The sequence below is a fragment of the Xanthomonas vasicola pv. musacearum NCPPB 4379 genome (assembly GCF_000277895.2).
Lineage (GTDB): Bacteria > Pseudomonadota > Gammaproteobacteria > Xanthomonadales > Xanthomonadaceae > Xanthomonas > Xanthomonas vasicola.
Genome location: NZ_CP034655.1, coordinates 4,119,117 through 4,138,244 on the forward strand (window position 1 = coordinate 4,119,117; position 19,128 = coordinate 4,138,244).

Genomic DNA, 19,128 nt, shown 5'->3' on the forward strand with positions numbered 1-19,128 from the left:
TCAGCGACTCCGCACGGCGGAGCTGCCGCTCAACCAGGCATCGCTGGCATCGTCCGTGGACAGTCGATGCAAGCGCACGCCGCGTGCCTGCAAGAGCGCGCTCAAATGCTCCAGTGGCGCGACGAATTCAGCATGCCAGCGTGCTCGCCCGGCCTGAGTAGACAGATCGATTGCAATGCGCTCGCCACGCACGTCGAAGGTCAGCGCCCGCGCCGGTGGCGCCAATTCCAGCGGATCCACCAACACGATCACCACCACCTCGTGATGCAAGGCCAGCCCCGACCAACGCGTGGCAGAAATGGCGCCGGCACTGCGCGCATCGGCCAGCACGGTCAGGCGCGCGCCAGGGCGCAACAGACGCGCAGCGTGGTCCAGCGCCACATCCAGCCCCGCATCACCGGACGGCGGCTGCGCATACCAACGCGCCAGTGCATCCAGCACCGGCAATACGCCACGCTGCCCGGAACGCGGCGCGATCGGTGCCTCGTTGGCGGTGCCGCGCAATGCGGCGATCCGGTCACCCTGTCGCTGCGCCAGCCATGCCGCCACCGCGCCGGCGCGCGCAGCCTGCACCGACTTGTAACGCACGCGCGTACCGAAGAAGAGCGCAGGCGAGGTATCAGCCACGATCAGGCTCAAGCGCTCGCGCTCGGCCTGAAATAACTTGGTGTGCGCCCGCCCGGTTCGCGCGGTGACGCGCCAATCGATATGCCGCGCGTCATCGCCAGCCACGTACTCACGCGACTCGGCGTACTCCATGCCGCGCCCGCGCGTGGCGGCAGGCACTGGTCCCACCAGCCCATGTCGGCCGCGTCCCGGCTGACCGCGATGAACTGCAGTGCCGCGCAGCGCAATCAATTCCGCAAGCGTCGGGCGCAGCCCATCGCCAGCGACAGGCGACGGAGCATTTGCAGGTAACGAGAACGGCATCGAAGACATCGGCGTCTGGCGAGAGGGCGGCATACCTCAGCGACGCTACCCGATCAGGGCAGCGGAATCTTTTCGAGTAATGCGGCAACCAGGCGTTCGCCATCCCAGCCTTCGGCCGTAGCCTCGTAGCTGGGCAGCACGCGGTGCCGTAGTACGTCGGGGGCAATCGCGCGGATATCGTCCGGCGTGACGTAGTCGCGCCCAGCCAGCCACGCACGCGCACGCGCGCACCGCTCCAGCGCAATCGAACCACGCGGGCTGGCGCCCCAGGCAATCCGCCGCGCTAGTGCAGGGTCATAACGCTGCGCATCGCGCGAGGCCAGCACGATTTCGATCAGATAGCGCTCCAGCTGTGGCGCCAGATGCACGTCCAGCACCACACGGCGCGCGGCGAAGACATCTTCCAACGGAATCTTCTCGGGCACGGTCTCGTGCTTTTCCAGCGTATCGCGGGCCGCCTCGCGTGCGAGCCGCAGGATTTCCGCCTCGGCGTCGGCCTGCGGATAGCCGATGCGCACATGCATCAGGAAGCGATCCAACTGCGCCTCGGGCAACGGGAACGTGCCCTCCTGCTCGATCGGGTTCTGCGTCGCCATCACCAGGAACAGCTGCGGCAGCGCATAGGTGTGCCGGCCGACCGTGACCTGGCGCTCACCCATCGCCTCCAGCAACGCGGACTGCACCTTGGCCGGTGCACGGTTGATTTCGTCGGCCAGCAGAATTGGGTGGAAGATCGGCCCGGGCATGAACTCGAACCGGCTGTCCTGTGGGCGCCAGATCTCGGTACCGGTCAGATCGGCTGGCAGCAGGTCAGGAGTGAACTGCACCCGCGCAAAATCCGCCTCCAGCCGCGAGGCCAGCGCACGGATCGCGGTGGTCTTGGCCAAGCCCGGCGCACCCTCGACCAGCAGATGGCCGTCGGCGAGCAAGGCGATCAGCAGCCGTTCGACCAGCGCTGACTGACCAACGATACGCTGCGCCAGCGACTCGCGCAGCAAGGTGAATTGACGATGCAGCCGGTCCTCGGCGGGCGCGGCAACGGCTTCGGGGGGTAGCAGCGGCGGTGCGTTCATAGACCCAGTGTGACCGATTCGAACGCGATTGGTTCACTTGCCGATAGCCAAAATTCAGTAATTGCGAACCTCTGCCCTGCGTTACGAACACCACAGGCCTGAGCACCCCGCATCCATGCAGGCAAATATCGTAGGCACTTCTTGATTTGCCTACTCAGGCAGCTCAGCCAGCTGTCCCCAATAAACGATCAGACACAGCTCGCGTGAAACGGAACGACTATGCAACACTGGCGCAGGCGATCGCCCAATCACCGGCCGGCTGCCGTCGAACGTCGATTACCAACCAACTCACAGTGCGGCGATACGGTGAGACAACGGCACCATAAATAAAGGCCGCTTACGCGGCCTTTTCTTGATTCGCTCCGATTACGGGGTTGCGCTAGCGACCCGCAAAACCTTCGGTGTCACGAAGACCAAAAGCTCGGCCTTTTCCTTGCTGCGCCCGCGCTTTTTGAACAGATTGCCGAGGAAGGGGATATCACCCAGGAACGGAACCTTGGCAATACTTTCCCGATCGGTGAATTCATACACACCACCGATGACCACCGTTTCGCCATCGCCAACTAATACCGCGGTATTGACTTCACGGCGATTAATTTCTGGAACCGTGCCATAGAGCGGCAAGTCGATGAAACGTGCGACCTCGTCCTTCTTGACATTCATGTTCAAGAAAACCCGATTGTCATTGGTAATAGTCGGCGTCACCTTCAATTCCAACAAGACTTCTTTGAACTGCACATTCGCCTGAGACTGGCCCCCCGCGCCACCGCCACTGATCGTGACGTAACCAATTTCCCGCCCCTGCTTAATGACACCTTCCCGCTGATTTGAGGTCACGATTCGCGGGTTGGAAACCACCTCACCCCTTCCCTCTTCCTGCATCGCAGACAGCTCCATGTCCAGAGCAAAATTCCGCCCAAGCAAGGTGTATGCGATTGCGCCGGCCGTATTAGTCGTAAACGTACCAGCGGGAAGATTGAAGTTCAGGCCACCAGGAACATTGTGAATGCCACTGTTCAAGATCGAGACATTATTGGTAGTGCTACCGCTGATTACGCCGGTATTTCCACCGTATTGCTGACGACCAGCAATACCAAACCGCGCGCCCAGGTCGCGAGCGAACGTGTCCGTGGCGATCACAATCCGGCTTTCAATCAGGACCTGATCGACTGGGCGGTCAATATGCGAGATCAGCTCGCGCATCTGCGCGACCTTCTTCGGAATATCGCTGATCATCAAGGTGTTTGTGCGCTCATCAGCGACCAAACGGCCCCGCGGCGACAGGAAGCCATTGTCCTGCCCAGCGCCGCCTTGTCCACCTTGCCCACCGCCACCGCCACCACCAATTCCCTTGGCTTCGGTCAACGCTTTATAAATGGCGGTCGCGTTGTGATAATTGATCTGCACATAATCGGTGATCAAGTCCTCACGGTTCTCGATCGCGATGCGGGCGTCTTCCTTGTCCTGCTCGAACTTTGCCAACTCCGGCTGCGGGGCAACCCACACCACGCCACCGTCGCGGCGCTTGTCCAGGCCCTTGGCGCGCAGCACGATGTCCAGCGCCTGGTCCCACGGCACGTTCATCAAGCGCAGCGTGACGTTGCCCTGCACGGTGTCGGAGGCGACGATGTTGAGGTTGGACTCCTCGGCGATCAGCTGCAGCACGGTGCGCACCGGCACGTCCTGGAAATTGAACGTCACCGGGCGACCGCTGTAGCCACGCGCGGCGATCTGCGCGGCAGCCTGCGTCACTGCGGCCGGGCTCACACCGCCAACGGCCGGCTGGCCCTTGCGCGGGGTGATTTCCACCACGTATTCGTTGCCGGTCTGGTAGGCCAGCGAATCGAAGGCGCCCTTGGTCGACAGCACCAGCTGCGAACCGGAGCCCGACGGTTTGACGTCTACGCGCTGCACCGGCGTTGCGAAGTCGGTGACGTTGAGCGGGCGTTGCAGCTCGGCCGGCAACCTGGCGTTGCTGATGTCCACCAGCACGTTGTCGCCCTGCGTCCGTAGGTCCGGGCTGGCGCCCTGGCCGTCGAACTGCAGGATCAGACGGCCAGTGCCGTCTTCGCCGCGTTTGAAATCGATTTTGGACACCGCCAGGCTCGCCGGAGCGACCTTGGCCGGATCCTGCGCAGCCTGCGTCAGCGCCGCCGCGGCGAATGTGCTGCCGCTTGCCAGTGCGAGCGCGAACCCCCAGCAGGCCTGGAAGATCGCGTAGCGTCGTACCGGACGCAGCCGCTGGGCATTGGAAAACGTCATCGTGCTATCCCCTATCACTTTATTGATCATCCAATGCGAGTGCGGCCGGCCGTTCAAGCCATCCACCCGCACCGTCCGGCACAAGTTCAATCAGTTCGATGCGGTCTTCGTAGACCCCGGTTACCCGGCCATCGCTCTGTCCCAGATACACACCCGGCCGCACCCGGTAGGTCACCTTGTCAGGCGCCATCACCAACGCGATCAGGCCCGACCCGCCGCCAATGGTCCCCACCATGTCAAGGGCGTCGAGCGGATAGGCTTCCAACGGTTCCTTGCGCCGGTTCGGATCCGGACGCGTGCCGTTGCCACCTTCCGCGCTGACCCAGGCATCGCTGAACGGGTCACGCATCGCTTGCGCTGAATATTCGAACGTCTCGAACTGCTGCATCACTGGCAATGGTTCCAGCGGCGGCGCAGGACGCGCGCGCACCTCGGCAACCCAGGCTTCCAGATTCGGCGCGTCGCCCGGTGTGCTGGTCACACCGCGCGTGCACGCCGGCACTACTGCAATTAGCGCCACGCAGGAGAGGATCTTGAGCAGTTTCATGGTCATTGGCCGCCCTTCTTCGCAGCATTGGCCGCAGCCTTCTCCTGCTCGGCCATTTCCTCATCGTCCAGATAACGATAGGTCTTGACCGTGCCGGACAGCTCCAGCGCGCCGCGCGGGCCGATGCCGGCCTTGGGATCCTTGGGCTTGAGGTTGATGTCGTGCATGGTCAGGATCACCACGCGCGGCAGCGAGGCCACACCGCTGACGAAGGCACCGAACTGGTGGTAGCTGCCCACCATGCGCAGAGCGATCGGCTTTTCGGCGTAGAACTCCTTCGGCGATTCCGGACCCGGCTGGAACAACTCGTTGGACAGGCCGCTGGACAACGCGGTCTGCGAGATGTCGATGATCAGATCCGGCATTTCGGTCTTGCTGGGCAGCTGACGCAGCATCTGCTGCAGCACCTGTTCCATCTGCGCGAGCTGCTGCTTGAGCGGCTCCAGATTCACCGCGCGGCCCTGCTGGGTCTCGAACTCGGTGCGCAGCTGGGATTCGGTACCTTCCAGGCCTTGGAGTTCATCGCGCTTGCTGCTGATCAACAGAAACCAGGCCAGCACCATGATGAACAGGCCAACCACTACGCAGAACACGATGCGTGCCTGCTGCGGCCAACCGCCGATGTTGTTGAAATCCAGATCGCTGAGCTTGAATGATTTCTTACTCATGACGCCGCCCCCTCCTGCGGCCGATTGGCTGACGCCGGTGCTGCCTGCGTCGGTGCAGGAGCAGCTGCCGGCGGCGTTGCGGGCGCAGGTGCCGCTGCCGGAGCAGCAGGCGCCGCACCGGCAGGTGCTGCACCTGGTGCTGCGGTGCCCGGCGCGGCCGGATCCACTGCGCCCGGCGCGATGCCGTTCTTGTCAGCCTCGTTCGGATTGGCCAGCTTGACCTTGAGCGTGAACACGTACGGCAGCGTCTTGGTATCCATCGACGACGCGGCAGGTTGCCCGGCCTTGTCCTGACTCTTGGCCTCGATGATCGACAGGTCCGGATTGGTCATCCAGCCCGAGCTTTCCAGGTTGCGCATGTATGCACTGACGCGCGCGTTGGATTGCGAGCGACCTTCCAGCGTGAGGATGTCGCCATCCTGCTTGACGTTGGTCAGCGCCACGCCATCGGGAATGGTGCGCACCAGCGAATCGAACAGGTGCACCATCTGCGAGCGGTTGGCCTGCAGTTCCTCGATCACCTTCTTGCGGGCAAGCAGGCGGTCTTTCTTCTTATCGAGTTCCTTGATCTCTTCGTTCTGCGCCTTGACCTTCTCGATCTCGGTGGTCAGAAACGCATTACGCTCGGTCTGGCCGCTGATTTGCGCGTCGTAATAGAACCAGATCAGCGCCGACAACAGCACGCCGCCCAACGCGGCGAAGCCGAGCATCGAATAGAACTCGCGCTCGCGCGCCTTCCGCCGCTCTGCGCGCCAGGGCAATAGATTGATTCTTGCCATCAGTCAAAGCTCCTCAGGGCCAGGCCGGTAGCGATCATCAATGCAGGCGCATCCAGCGCCAGCGCATGGGCCTGAACCTTCGGCCCCAGCGTCATCTGGGCAAGCGGGTTAGCCACCACGGTGGTGACACCCAATTGTTCTTCCACCATCTCCGGCAGGCGCGCCAGCGCGGCGCAACCGCCGGCCAGCACGATGCAGTCGACGCGGTTGAACTCACTGCCCGCATAGAAGAACTGCAGCAAACGGCTGATCTGCTGCACCGTGGCTTCCTTGAACGGCTCCAGCACCTCGACCTCGTAGCTTTCCGGCAAACCGCCCTGACGCTTGGCCAGACCGGCTTCTTCGTAGGTCAGTCCGTAACGGCGCATCACTTCATCGGTGAGCTGCTTGCCGCCGAACACCTGTTCGCGGCTATACAGACTGCGACCGGAGCGCAGCACGCTCAGCGTGGTCATGGTGGCGCCGATATCCACCAGCGCCACCACTGCGTCGGCAGCCACCGGCAATTCGCTGGCGACCAGGGCGAACGCGTTTTCGACCGCGAAGGCCTCCACATCCATCACCTTGGCGGTCAAACCGCCGAGTTCCAGCGCCGACTGGCGAAGTTCTACATTCTCCGAACGCGACGCGGCCAGCAGCACCTGGACCATGTCCGGGCTGTTCGGCATCGGGCCCAGCACCTCAAAGTCGAGATTCACTTCCTCGATCGGGTACGGAATGTAATTGGTGGCTTCCAGTTCGACCTGGGCCTCCATGTCGCTATCGTCCAGATCGGCCGGCATCGGGATCAACTTGGTAATCACCGCCGACCCAGCCACAGCAGCTGCTGCGTTCTTGGCTTTGCTGCCGGAACGATTCATGGCGCGGCGAATGGCTTCGCCCACCGCCTCTACTTCGACGATGTTCTTTTCCACCACCGCATTCGGCGGCAATGGTTCCACAGCGTAGTGTTCCACGCGAAAACGGTTCCCGCTGCGCGATAGCTGCAAGAGCTTCACGGCAGTAGAACTAATGTCGACACCAATGAGTGGCGACTGACTCTTGGGTAAAAGCCCCACGGTAACTCCCCTGCCGACGGGCACTTGGACGCATGTCTGCGCCCTCGTATTAATAATCAAATTTTAACAGTTGACAAGCCCTTCACGCGCTAGGCAATGACCCGGCGACATGACCCCAGTGCTGTCGTCTGCGATCCCCAGAGTTTGGCCCCAGCCAAACTCGGCGTCATCTATACTCTGTGACCAAGAAATCTGCAATCGGAATCTCTCTTACATGCCCCGTATTCGCCGTTGGCTGGGCTGGATCCTGGCCACGATCGTCGTGCTCGCACTGCTTGGCGCTATTGCTGCCGGCGGCCTGTATTACGCCATTTCCTCGAAGTTGCCGGATGTGCAGTCGCTCAAGCAGGTAGAACTTCAAGAGCCGATGTACGTCTATTCCAGCGACGGCCGCCTGATGGCCGTCTATGGCGAGACCCGGCGCTACCCCATCCAGATGAAGGACGTGCCGCTGCGCTTGAAGCAGGCCTTCCTGGCAACCGAGGACGCGCGCTTCTACCAGCACGGCGGCGTGGACTACAAGGGCATTGCCCGCGCGGTGTGGCTGCTGACCACCACCGATGCCAAGCGCGTACCGGGTGGGTCGACCATCACCCAGCAGGTGGCGCGGCAGTTCTTTCTGAGTTCCGAGTACAGCTACACCCGCAAGCTGGCGGAGATCCTGCTGGCGCGCAAGATCGAGAGTGAGCTGAGCAAGGACGAGATTTTCGAGCTGTATCTCAACAAGAGCTTCTTCGGGAACCGCGCCTACGGCGTCGGTGCCGCGGCCGAGTACTACTACGGCAAGAGGATGAGCGAATTGAGCCTGGACGAGATGGCCTCGCTGGCCGGCATCCCCAAGTTCCCGTCCAGCGGCAACCCGATCAGCAACCCTGAGCGTGCGCAGGAACGTCGCGACTATTACGTCCTGCAGCGCATGGCCGACCTGGGCTTTGTCAGTCAGGCCGAAGCCGACGCCGCCAAGGCGGTGCCGATGCATGCCAAGCCGCACGAGCCGCCAGTGGAGGTGTACGCCCCTTACGTGGCCGAGCTGGTGCGTCAGGAAATGATCTCCAAGTACGGTGGCGATGTGCTCAACAAGGGCTACCATGTCACCACGACCATCGATTCGACCTTGCAGACCGGGGCGGACGTGGCGATCGCCGACGGCTTGCGCGTTTACGATCATCGCCATGGCTGGCACGGCGTAGAGCAGCACTTCGACGTGGCCGCCGATGCGGACGCTCCGGCATTGGCCAAACACCTGGTGGGCGCATTCACCCAGGGCGGCCTGCGTGCGGTGATCGTGGCACGCACCAATGACGATGGCGGGGTCACGGTCGTGCAGAGCGACAAGACCGAACTGACCCTGCCGGCCAGCGCCAGCCTCTGGACCGGCAAGACACCAGCCAAACTATTGACCCGCGGCGACCTGACCCGCATCCGCACCGGCGAAAAGGAAGGCGATTGGATCATCGACCAGCTGCCACGCGGGCAGGCGGCCTTGGTTTCGCTGGATGCCAACAGCGGTGCGCTGCGTGCACTGGTCGGCGGCTTCAGCTTTGCCGGCAACAAGTTCAACCGCGCCACCCAGGCGCGCCGCCAGCCGGGGTCGAGCTTCAAGCCGTTCGTGTATGCAGCCGCCTTCGAGAAGGGCTTCAACCCGGCCTCGATCGTTCTGGATGCACCGGTAGTATTCCGCGACCGGCGTGGCAAGACCTGGTCGCCACAGAACGATGGCGGCGGCTTCCGTGGCCCTATGCGCCTGCGCGAGGCGCTGGTGCAATCGCGCAACTTGGTGTCGGTGCGCTTACTGGACGCGATCGGCGTCGATTTTGCGCGCAAATACATCAGCCAGTTCGGTTTTCAAGAGGCCGAGTTGCCACCGAATCTGTCGATGTCGCTGGGTACCGCCTCGCTGACGCCGCTGTCGATGGCGCGCGGCTACGCCGTGTTCGCCAACGGCGGCTCGCGCGTGGACACCTGGATCGTGGATGAGGTCAAGGACCGCGACGGCAACATCGTCTTCAAGGAAGTGCCCGCCGTGGCCTGCCGCACCTGCGCCCTACAGGGCGGCAATGCAGCGCCTGTGAGCCAGGTCGTGGATGGCTTCAACTTTGGCGCGCAGGCACCGGAGACGCCGCCTGCCGCAGCAGCCACTACCACCCCGGCGCCAGCAGAAACTGCCCCGGCCGCGATTGCCGAAACCAAGATTGCGCCACGCGTCATCGACGAACGCACCGCCTACCAGCTGGTGTCGATGATGCGTGACGTGGTCCAGCGCGGCACCGGTACCGCGGCTAAGGTACTCGGCCGCGAAGACGTGGGCGGCAAGACCGGCTCCACCAACGATCACCGTGACGCCTGGTTCTCCGGTTTCGGCGGCCCTTATGCCACCACCGTGTGGGTGGGCCGCGACGACTTCCGTTCGCTCGGCTATCGCGAGTACGGCGGCAAAGCAGCGCTGCCGATCTGGATCGACTATATGCGCGTGGCGCTCAAGGACAAGCCGATTGCGGCCAACGACCCGCCCGACGGCATGACTCAGGCCACCATCAATGGTGCGGTCGAATGGGTGAAGAACGAAGACCTGGACCGCTTGCAGGATTACGACTACGGCCTGCAGGAACAGCAGGACGAAAAGGCGTTCGATATTTTCTGACGGCTGGGGATCGGGGATCGAGAATCGGAATTGGGGAATCGTGACGGCGCGGCTGTTCGGTTCCCCAGTTTTTTGATCGCCGATAAAGCCGCGCCGACATGGTAGCGAGCCGTACCGGATCGCTGGTTTTTTAGTTCCGCCGGTTGGCAACAGCTTTATGACGCCAGTGCAGCTGATGCAGCACTGGATCGCTTGCGTATGCCTGCACAGGGGGCAACCTCGATTACCGCTACGTGATCGCATCTTTGCAATGACATGACGCATTCGCCATGTCTTCATGCAGCTGTTGTAGAGTCGAGCTCAGGTTCATTAGGGGAGCCCGGTCATGCGTCACGCACGCGAGCACGCCGATACACGAACCCGGGAACGTCGCCATCGGCTGGCGCACGAAGCCGCACGCCTGATGGCCGAGGGCGGCATCCGCGACTTTCATCAAGCCAAGCTCAAGGCCGCCAGCCGACTGGGCATTCACGACGACGCCTCACTGCCACGCAATCGCGAAATCGAAGATGCGTTACGCGAACACCAGCGCCTGTTCGCCGGGCCTGCGCACGGCGTGCGTCTGCGCCAACGTCGCGAGGCCGCGCTGCGTGCGCTGGAGTTTCTTAGCGCCTTCAAGCCGCGACTGACCGGCCCGGTGCTGGACGGCACCGCCGACGCCAACGCGCCGGTGCAATTGCAGCTGCACAGCGACGATGCCGATGCTGTGCAGCGGTTTCTGGAAGAACACCGCATCCCGGCTGAATCGCGCACGCGCCGATTGCGTTTGGATCGCGAGCGCAACGGCGACTTTCCGGTGTGGCTGTTCAGCGCCGAAGACCTCACCTTCGACCTCACCGTGCTGCCCTACGACGCGCTGCGGCAGGCACCGCTATCGCAGCTGGACGAGAAGCCGATGCCGCGTGCGTCGGCCGCGCAGGTGCGCCAGTTACTGACCGACAACGACAGCCCCGACAGCTCGCCACTGCTGCGCTGAATGGCGATCATTGCGGCGCCGAGCATGCAAGCGTGGGCGAGTTCCAGAGATTTTTAGCCGGCATGGCGATGCCGCCACGGATTGTTCGTTTGATTTGGGCGCAGGCACGCCGCGGCCACCTTCGCGCTAAGCAACACCGCCGACAGCCGCAGCCGCATCGCGGAGCAGCCAACCCACCGTGGCAAACAGTCGTCAGATGGGCACGAATGGCGCACAAGAACCGAAGTGTAGGAGTAGGGATTCGCCGATTCGAGCATCGGACGCGCCCGCCTGGCGACTGCGCAGTGGTTTTTTCAGCTGATCTTTCGCTTGAAGATCGACCACACCTTCAGTCACCCCAAATACAAACGCCCCGCAATGCGGGGCGTTCGTTCAAACATCTGCCAGCTGGCGCTTAGCGCTGTCCGGCGTCTTTGTAATCGCGCTTGTCGTAGCCGGTGTAGATCTGGCGCGGACGGCCGATCTTCATTTCCGGGTCGACCTGCTGTTCCAGCCAATGCGACACCCAGCCTGCGGTGCGTGCGATGGCAAACATCACGGTGAACATTTCCACCGGGATATTCAACGCCTTGTAGATCAGGCCAGAGTAGAAATCGACATTCGGGTACAGCTTGCGCTGCACGAAGTAGTCGTCCTTCAACGCGGCTTCTTCCAGCTTCAACGCCACTTCCAGCAACGGGTCGTTGACGCCCAGCTCGCCCAGCACCTTGTGGGTCATCTCGCGGATGATCTTGGCGCGCGGGTCGAAGTTCTTGTAGACGCGGTGACCGAAGCCCATCAGACGGAACGAGGAGTTCTTGTCCTTGGCCTTGGCGACGGCGGATTCGACATTGTCGGCGGTGCCGATCTCTTCCAGCATCTTCAGCACGGCTTCGTTGGCGCCGCCATGTGCCGGGCCCCACAGCGCGGTGATACCGGCAGCGACCGACGCATACGGGTTGGCACCGGTCGAGCCGACCAGACGCACGGTCGAGGTCGAGGCGTTCTGTTCGTGATCGGCATGCAGGATGAACAGCAGATCCAGCGCCTTGGCAACGACCGGGTTGATCTCCAGCGGCTCGCTCGGCACTTCGAACATCATGTGCAGGAAGCGATCGACGTAGTTCAGGTTGTTACGCGGGTAGCGGATCGGCCAGCCGATCGAATAGCGGTACGCCGCAGCAGCCAGGGTCGGCACCTTGGCGATCAGACGGATGGCTGCCTGACGGCGCTGTTCCGGATCGTTGAGGTCCAGGGTGTCGTGATAGAACGCCGATAGCGAAGCGACCGAGCCGGCCAGCATGGCCATCGGGTGCGCGTCGTGACGGAAACCACCGAGGAAGTTCTTCAGCGACTCGTGCATCATCGTGTGATGCGTCACTTCGTGGTCGAACTTCTTGAATTCGTCCGCCGTCGGCAGTTCGCCGTTCATCAGCAGGTACGAGACCTCAAGGAAGCTGGACTTTTCGGCCAACTGTTCGATCGGGTAGCCGCGATACAGCAACACGCCATTGTCGCCATCGATGTAGGTGATGGCCGACTTGCAGCTGGCGGTGGCGGTGAAGCCCGAGTCGTAAGTGAACAGACCGGTTTCTTTGGTCAACTTCGAAATATCGACGCAATCATTGCCAAGCGTGGGCTTGAGAACCGGCAGAACGACCGACTTGTCGCCGGCGTTGAGCGTGACCTGATCAAGATCGGACACTGTGTACGCTCCTTCAGTGGAAGGCGCCTGATCCCACATGGGCAGGCACGTGATGGAAGTCCAAGGCATCGCCTCGGATCAGACCATTATCGCACAGCAGCATTTTGGCCGTCGCTTGGACAGAAGTCGTAGATGCGTAGCGTCGGGCATACACGCGAAGGATCAAACGCCCCAAAAAACAACGGCCGCGCAATGCGCGGCCGTTGCCGGTACAGCCCGTCCTGCAAGTTCAGCGCGCGTAGCGCTTCTGAAACTTGTCGATCCGGCCGCCGGTGTCGATCGCTTTCTGCTTACCGGTGTAGAACGAGTGCGATGCCGAAGAGATATCCAGCTTGATCAACGGATATTCATTGCCGTCTTCCCACTTCACGGTCTCTTTCGAGCTCATGGTGGAACGGGTCAGAATCTTGAAATCGGACGTCACGTCGTGGAAGACGACGTCTTTGTAGTTGGGATGAACGTTATCTTTCATAGACTTGGCGCCGGGCTGCCTGGATAAGCCGAGCATTATAGCTCCGCCAGGACAGCCGGCGCAAGATCGCCTCAGTCCGCCGCCAAGGCCGCCCCCACCAGGCCGTAAAACTGCTGGATGTCGTAGGCCAGCAGCAGATTGGCATTGTCGGGCGCCCCGCCCTGCCGGTTCCAGTCCACCAGGGTCATGCCGCGGGTATGCGTGCCGGATAGTTCGATGTGTACCGGGCGCTGTTCCAGTTGCTGCGCGCCCTCCGGGTGCAGCGCAAAGGCCATCGCCAGCGCATCGGCGGCATACCAATACTCGCCGCGGCTGTCCTCAGACCACAGACGGGTCTTGCGCGAGATTTCTTCGTAGAAGCGGGCGCGGGCGGAATCGGCCACCAGCCACTGCTCCACGTCCCGGTGCAGCAGACCATGCGCGATGGTGGCTTCCCAATCGGCGACGTCGAACTGCGGAAATCCGCGGAACACGATATGCGCCGCTTCCGGGTCGAAGCCAATGTTGAATTCGGCTGCTGCGGTGATATTGCCGTGGCCGGTCAACGCCCCGCCCATGACAACAAAGCGCGCCACCCGCTGCGGCAGGGTCGGATCAAGCGTCAGTGCCAACGCGAGGTTGGTCAGCGGACCAAGTGCGACCAGCAACAGCTTGCCGGCATGTTCGTGCGACAGACGCAGGATGGCGAGTGCGGCATGTTCGGCCTCGGCAGTGCGCTTGGCCGGTGGCAGACCGACATCGCCGAAGCCGTCGAGGCCATGCACGTGCGCCGCATCCACCGACGGGTGCAGCAACGGCTGCGGGCAGCCGGCATAGACCGGCACATCGGCGCGACCGGCGATCTCGCAGACCTTCAGGGCATTGCGCACGGTGTGCTCCAGACCCACGTTACCGGCAGCGATAGTCAGGCCGACCACTTCATGGCGGGTGTCGTTGAAGGCCATCAGCAGCGCCAGCGCGTCGTCCACGCCCGGGTCGGTGTCGATCAGCAGCGGTATCTTTTGTGTCATGGGATTCGGGATTGGGCATTCGGGATTCGTTGCCGCATCTTCGCAAGGATCGGTCGATCACGCGAACGCCTAGGATGCGCAGGAAGCAGCGGCCTTTGCTTTTACAAATCCCGATTCCCTAATCCCGATTCCCGGCAGCTCAAGCGGCCGCATACCGCACCGCGCCGCCGATCCAGCGCGCGACCACACGGTCGGCAATGTCCGGCGCTTCGGCCAGCAGCCGCTCGGCCAGCACCTGCACGCGCGGCAGCAGCCCGGCGTCGCGGGCCAGATCGGCAATGCGGAAACTGGCCAGACCGGTTTGCCGCGTGCCCAGCAATTCGCCGGGACCACGCAGTTCCAGATCCTTTTCCGCGATTACGAAACCGTCGTTGGTCTGGCGCATGGTTTCCAGACGTTGCCGCGCCATCATCGACAACGGTGCCTGATACAGCAGCACGCAACTGGAAGCGGCCGCACCGCGCCCGACCCGGCCGCGCAACTGATGCAACTGCGCCAAGCCAAGCCGCTCGGCGTTTTCGATGATCATCAGCGACGCGTTCGGCACGTCCACGCCGACTTCGATCACGGTGGTGGCGACCAGCAGATCGCTGCGGCCTTGCTTGAAGTCCAACATGGCCTTCTGTTTTTCGGCCGGCTTCATACGACCGTGCACCAGCGCCACACGCACGCCCGGCAATTGCGCAGACAAGGCTTCGAAGGTGACTTCCGCAGCCTGCGCCTCGATGCGTGGCGGCCCGCTGTGCTGTCCGTGCGCGCCCTTCTCGGGCTCTTCGCTTTCTTCGATCAGCGTGCACACCCAATACGCCTGACGCCCTTCCGCGCAGGCGACGCGGATACGCTCGACCAACTCAGGGCGGCGTTCCGCACTCAACACGATCGTCTGCACCGGCGTACGACCGGGCGGCAATTCGTCGATCGCCGAGACATCCAGGTCCGCATAGGTCGACATCGCCAACGTGCGCGGGATGGGCGTAGCCGTCATCACCAGTTGATGAGGCACGCTGCCGGCCGCCGCGCCCTTGTCGCGCAGCGCAAGCCGCTGATGCACGCCGAAGCGGTGTTGCTCATCGATGATGGCCAAGGCCAGATCGTGGAAGACCACCGCCTCCTGCATCAACGCATGCGTGCCGACCACCACTTGTGCCTGGCCGGAGGCGACGTCGGCCATCGCCGCAGCGCGCGCTTTACCGGTGACCTTGCCAGCCAGCCAGACGATGCGTATGCCCAAGGGCTCCAGCCACCCGCGCAGATTGTTGAGGTGCTGCTCGGCAAGCAATTCGGTGGGCGCAGCGAGTGCGACCTGCTTGCCCTGCTCCACCGCCAGCATCGCCGCCAGTGCAGCGACCACGGTCTTGCCGCTACCGACATCGCCTTGCACCAGCCGCAGCATCGGCGAGGGTTGCGCAAGATCGCGGGCGATCTGCTCGAATACCCGCTGCTGCGCGCCAGTGAGCTGGAACGGAAGCGCCTTGCGCAATTGCTGCACCAACGTGCCGTTGCCGGGAAGCGTGGGCGCGTGGAAGCGCTGCAATGCGATGCGTTGGCGGCGCAGGCTGAGTTGATGGGCGAGGAGTTCTTCAATCGCCAGGCGCTGCTGGGCCGGATGCCCGCCGGCAAGCAGTTGCTGCGGATCCGTGCCGACCGGCGGGCGATGCATGGTCAGCAGGGCCGCGCGTAACGATGGCAGTTGCTCGTCCTGCAGCCAGTGCGGCGGCAGCAATTCCAGCGCGGCCTCTGGCGGCAGCCGCTCCAGCGCCTGGCCGATGAGCTTGCGCAACGTGGCCGGGCCGACGCCTTCGAGCACCGGATAGACCGGATCCAGACTGTCGCCCAACCCGGCATCTTCATCCGGCGCGAGCACACGATAACTGGGGTGCACGATCTCCCAGCCGTTCTGGCCGGGCTTGGGTGTGCCGAACACGCGCACACGCGTGCCGACCGCGAACTGCGCCACCTGTGCGGCGCGAAAATGGAAGAAGCGCAGCACCAGCGTGCCGTGTGATGCGTCCGACACTGCCACGCGCAGCACCGGCCGAAAGCGGAAGCCACGTTCTACCGCATCCACACGTCCTTCGATCTGTGCCGGCACACCGCTTTGCAGCTGCGCGATGGTGGTCAGCCGCGTGCGGTCTTCGTAACGCAGCGGCAGATGCAACCACAGATCCTGCACGCTCAGGATGCCGCGCGCAGCAAATTTGTCGGCCACTTTCGGGCCGACACCGGGCAGGCTGGACAGCGGAGCCTGGCCGGCGACGGCCAGACTCGGCGTGACGACGCGCGCGCGCGGCACGGCGGATCAGTCGCGCAGGATCACGCGAGCACCATCATTCAAGCACCATCACCGCATCGACTTCAAAACCGGCGCTCTTGGGCAGACCGGACACTTCGATGGTGGAGCGCGCGGGGAACGGGGCCTGGAAATATTCCTGCATCACCGCATTGACGGCGGCGAACTGACCGAGGTCGGTGAGATACAGACCCAGACGCACGATCTTGTCGAGCGAGCCGCCGGCCGCTTCGGCCACTGCCTTGAGGTTGTCGAACGCGCGCCGCGCCTGCGCGCCGATGTCGCCCGGCACGATCTCGCCGGTGGCCGGATCCAGCGGGATCTGGCCGGAGAAATACACCGTGTTGCCGGCACGCACGGCCTGCGAATACGGGCCGATGGCGGCAGGTGCCTGGTCGGTATGGATGATCTGGGACATGGAAGCTCCACTGCAAAGGGTTGCAGCAGTTTAGGCCTTTGTGCGGATTTGCTCGACTGTTGCACGAGCGCGCCAGGCGCTACTGGCGCCCGACGCTCTGCACCACATGCAAACGCCGCAGCCGGCGCATCACTTCGGCCAGGTGGCGGCGGTCGCGCACCTGGATATTGAAACGCAGCACCGCCGCATTGAAGTCGCGGTCCAGATAGTCCACGCGTTCGATGTTGGACTGGCTCTGCGCGATGGCTGCGGCCAACTGCGCCAGTACGCCGGTACGGTTTTCGACTTCGACCACCAGCGCGGTGTCGTAGTCGCCGGTCACGCTGGAATCCCAGTCGATCGGCACCCAGCGCTCGGGCGATTTGCGCAGCTCGGCCAGGTTCGGGCAATCCAGGCGATGCACCACAATGCCCTTGCCGGCGGTGTGGTAGCCCATGATTTCGTCGCCGGGAATTGGCTGACAACAGTTGGCGAAGCTGATCACGCCACGTTCGCTGCCGTCGATCAGGATCTTTTCATGCGAATGCTTGGACAGGCCAACACCACGCAATTCCGCGTAAGCCATCAGCGCCTGTGCAGCCTGATTCGGCATCCAGTTACCAAGCGCCACGTCGGCCAACAGGGCCTCCAAACGCGGATAGCGGTGCTCGTTGAGAAAAGCGTCCAGGCGGCCCTTGGGCAGCCGCTCCAACGAAGAGTCCATTGCTTCCAGCGCGCGGTCCAGCATGCGGTGGCCAAGCTGCACGGCATCTTCGTGCTCGAGCTGCTTGAGCTGGTGACGGATCGCGGTGCGCGCCTTGCTGCTGACCACGAATTCCAGCCACTGGGGCTTGGGCGTGGCCGAGCGCGCGGTGATGATTTCCACTGCCTGGCCGCTGATCAGCTTGGTACGCAACGGCACCAGCTTTTTGTCCACGCGCGAGGCCACGGCGCGGTTGCCCACATCGGTATGCACCGCGTAGGCGAAATCCAGCGCGGTGGAATTGCGCGGCAACGCCAGGATCTTGCCCTTGGGCGTAAACAGATAGACCTCGTCCGGGAACAGGTCGACCTTGACGTTGTCGAGAAATTCCAGCGACGAGCCGGCGGCGCGCTGCGAATCGATCAGCTCCACGATCCAGTCGTGCGCGCGGCTCTGCGCGCTGTTGGGCGAGGCCGAACCGACCTTGTAGGTCCAGTGCGCAGCCACGCCACGCTCGGCGATCAGATCCATTTCTTCGGTGCGGATCTGCACCTCGATCGGCGAGCCGTACGGGCCGAACAACACGGTGTGCAACGACTGGTAGCCGTTGGCCTTGGGGATCGCGATGAAATCGCGGAAGCGCCCGTCCAGCGGCTTGAAGCTGGCATGCACCGCGCCGAGTGCGTGATAACAATCGGCCACCGTGCGCACCACCAAGCGGAAGCCGAACACGTCCATCACCTGGTCGAAGGATTTGTTCTCTTCGTGCATCTTGGAATAGATGCTCCAGGGCGTCTTGATGCGGCTGACCAGCCGATGCTCCAGCCCTTCCTTGGCCAGCCGCTGCGACAGCTGCACTTCCACCTGCGCCATCGATTCGCGCCGCACTACCGGCTGGCTGCGAATGTGTTTTTCGATGATGGCGTGGCGCCACGGATACAACGCGCGGAAGCCCAGATTCTGCAGCTCGGACTTGATCAGGCTCATGCCCAAGCGCTGTGCGATGGGTGCGTAGATCTCCAGCGTCTCGCGGGCGATGCGGCCGCGCGCTTCGGTGCTCTGCGCGCCGAGCGTGCGCATGTTATGCAGGCGGTCGGCCAGTTTGATCATGATCACGCGCAGATCGCGCGACATCGCCAGCAGCATCTTGCGGAAACTTTCCGCTGCCGCTTCCTGGCGGTCGCGGAACTTGAGCTTGTCCAGCTTGGTGACGCCATCGACCAACTCGGCCACCGCCTCGCCGAACTCGGACGCCAGTTCTTCACGCGTCAGCGGCGTGTCTTCGATGGTGTCGTGCAGGATCGCCGCGATCAGCGATTCCATGTCCAGGCCCAGCTCGGCCAGTACGCCGGCTACCGCGACCGGATGGGTGATATACGGCTCGCCCGACTTGCGGGTCTGGCCGGCATGCGCGGTGGCACCGACTTCCCAGGCACGCCGCAGGATCGGCAGCTGCTCCTTGGGTAGGTAGCTGGCTGCGCGTTCGAGGTGCAGGACGTAGTCGGGGATGGCCTGGTCGGAAGACGGAGACGTCACGACGGTCGCCTGGGCAGTGGGGCCTGGGTTCATGCCGGAAGACTATGCCAGCAACGCAGTGACGGCAAACGTTTGCACACGCTGGCGTACTGACGGGGCCTG

General features: G+C 63.2%; 15 protein-coding genes. 2 read left to right on the plus strand and 13 right to left on the minus strand.

All coding sequences use genetic code 11. The annotated features are described in order from the left end of the window. The 7 genes from KWO_RS18980 to KWO_RS19010 form a co-directional block, all read right to left on the minus strand. Complete coding sequence (locus KWO_RS18980) at nucleotides 1–963, minus strand: DUF58 domain-containing protein (RefSeq protein WP_017112981.1); 963 nt, start codon at nucleotides 961–963, stop codon at nucleotides 1–3. Nucleotides 964–983: 20 nt separating this feature from the next. Next, a complete protein-coding gene (locus KWO_RS18985) occupies nucleotides 984–2,003 on the minus strand; it encodes an AAA family ATPase (protein WP_010377082.1) in 1,020 nt (339 codons plus the stop codon). Nucleotides 2,004–2,369: 366 nt separating this feature from the next. Continuing rightward, nucleotides 2,370–4,265 (minus strand): type IV pilus secretin PilQ, encoded by a 1,896-nt coding sequence (locus KWO_RS18990; protein WP_010377085.1) that lies wholly within the window; start codon nucleotides 4,263–4,265, stop codon nucleotides 2,370–2,372. A gap of 19 nt (nucleotides 4,266–4,284) precedes the next feature. Next, entirely contained in the window at nucleotides 4,285–4,818 is a 534-nt protein-coding gene (locus KWO_RS18995; protein ID WP_010364547.1) for a pilus assembly protein PilP, read from the minus strand. Further along, nucleotides 4,815–5,480 carry a type IV pilus inner membrane component PilO gene (locus KWO_RS19000; protein ID WP_010364546.1) on the minus strand — a complete coding sequence of 222 codons (666 nt, stop codon included), beginning with the start codon at nucleotides 5,478–5,480 and terminating at the stop codon, nucleotides 4,815–4,817. Before KWO_RS19000 ends, KWO_RS18995 begins: the two co-directional genes overlap by 4 nt. Next, on the minus strand, nucleotides 5,477–6,259 hold the full coding sequence (locus tag KWO_RS19005; RefSeq protein ID WP_010377088.1) for a PilN domain-containing protein: 783 nt from the start codon (nucleotides 6,257–6,259) through the stop codon (nucleotides 5,477–5,479). The genes KWO_RS19000 and KWO_RS19005 overlap by 4 nt, the downstream gene beginning before the upstream one ends. Then, nucleotides 6,259–7,317, minus strand: coding sequence for a pilus assembly protein PilM (locus KWO_RS19010; RefSeq protein ID WP_010364541.1), 1,059 nt, complete (start codon nucleotides 7,315–7,317; stop codon nucleotides 6,259–6,261). The genes KWO_RS19005 and KWO_RS19010 overlap by 1 nt, the downstream gene beginning before the upstream one ends. Nucleotides 7,318–7,531: 214 nt before the next feature. Between KWO_RS19010 and KWO_RS19015 the strand changes: the two genes are divergently transcribed. Both KWO_RS19015 and KWO_RS19020 read left to right on the plus strand, forming a co-directional pair. After that, complete coding sequence (locus tag KWO_RS19015) at nucleotides 7,532–9,958, plus strand: penicillin-binding protein 1A (protein WP_010377093.1); 2,427 nt, start codon at nucleotides 7,532–7,534, stop codon at nucleotides 9,956–9,958. A gap of 325 nt (nucleotides 9,959–10,283) precedes the next feature. Beyond that, complete coding sequence (locus KWO_RS19020; RefSeq protein WP_010377095.1) at nucleotides 10,284–10,934, plus strand: hypothetical protein; 651 nt, start codon at nucleotides 10,284–10,286, stop codon at nucleotides 10,932–10,934. Between the two features lie 394 nt (nucleotides 10,935–11,328). Here KWO_RS19020 and KWO_RS19025 read toward each other — a convergent pair whose 3' ends face one another. From KWO_RS19025 to KWO_RS19050, 6 genes are all read right to left on the minus strand, one after another. Beyond that, nucleotides 11,329–12,618 carry a citrate synthase gene (locus tag KWO_RS19025; RefSeq protein ID WP_010377097.1) on the minus strand — a complete coding sequence of 430 codons (1,290 nt, stop codon included), beginning with the start codon at nucleotides 12,616–12,618 and terminating at the stop codon, nucleotides 11,329–11,331. 229 nt (nucleotides 12,619–12,847) lie between these two features. Continuing rightward, complete coding sequence (locus tag KWO_RS19030) at nucleotides 12,848–13,090, minus strand: type B 50S ribosomal protein L31 (RefSeq protein ID WP_010377098.1); 243 nt, start codon at nucleotides 13,088–13,090, stop codon at nucleotides 12,848–12,850. A gap of 71 nt (nucleotides 13,091–13,161) precedes the next feature. Next, the gene (locus KWO_RS19035) at nucleotides 13,162–14,100 is read right to left on the minus strand and encodes a nucleoside hydrolase (protein WP_010377099.1); all 939 of its coding nucleotides are present in this window, start codon (nucleotides 14,098–14,100) and stop codon (nucleotides 13,162–13,164) included. Nucleotides 14,101–14,239: 139 nt separating this feature from the next. Continuing rightward, nucleotides 14,240–16,393, minus strand: a complete 2,154-nt coding sequence (recG, locus tag KWO_RS19040) for an ATP-dependent DNA helicase RecG (RefSeq protein ID WP_010377101.1) — start codon at nucleotides 16,391–16,393, stop codon at nucleotides 14,240–14,242. 34 nt (nucleotides 16,394–16,427) lie between these two features. Next, complete coding sequence (locus KWO_RS19045) at nucleotides 16,428–16,808, minus strand: RidA family protein (RefSeq protein ID WP_010377103.1); 381 nt, start codon at nucleotides 16,806–16,808, stop codon at nucleotides 16,428–16,430. A gap of 79 nt (nucleotides 16,809–16,887) precedes the next feature. Further along, complete coding sequence (locus KWO_RS19050; protein ID WP_010364523.1) at nucleotides 16,888–19,059, minus strand: RelA/SpoT family protein; 2,172 nt, start codon at nucleotides 19,057–19,059, stop codon at nucleotides 16,888–16,890. Between the last annotated feature and the right edge of the window lie 69 nt (nucleotides 19,060–19,128).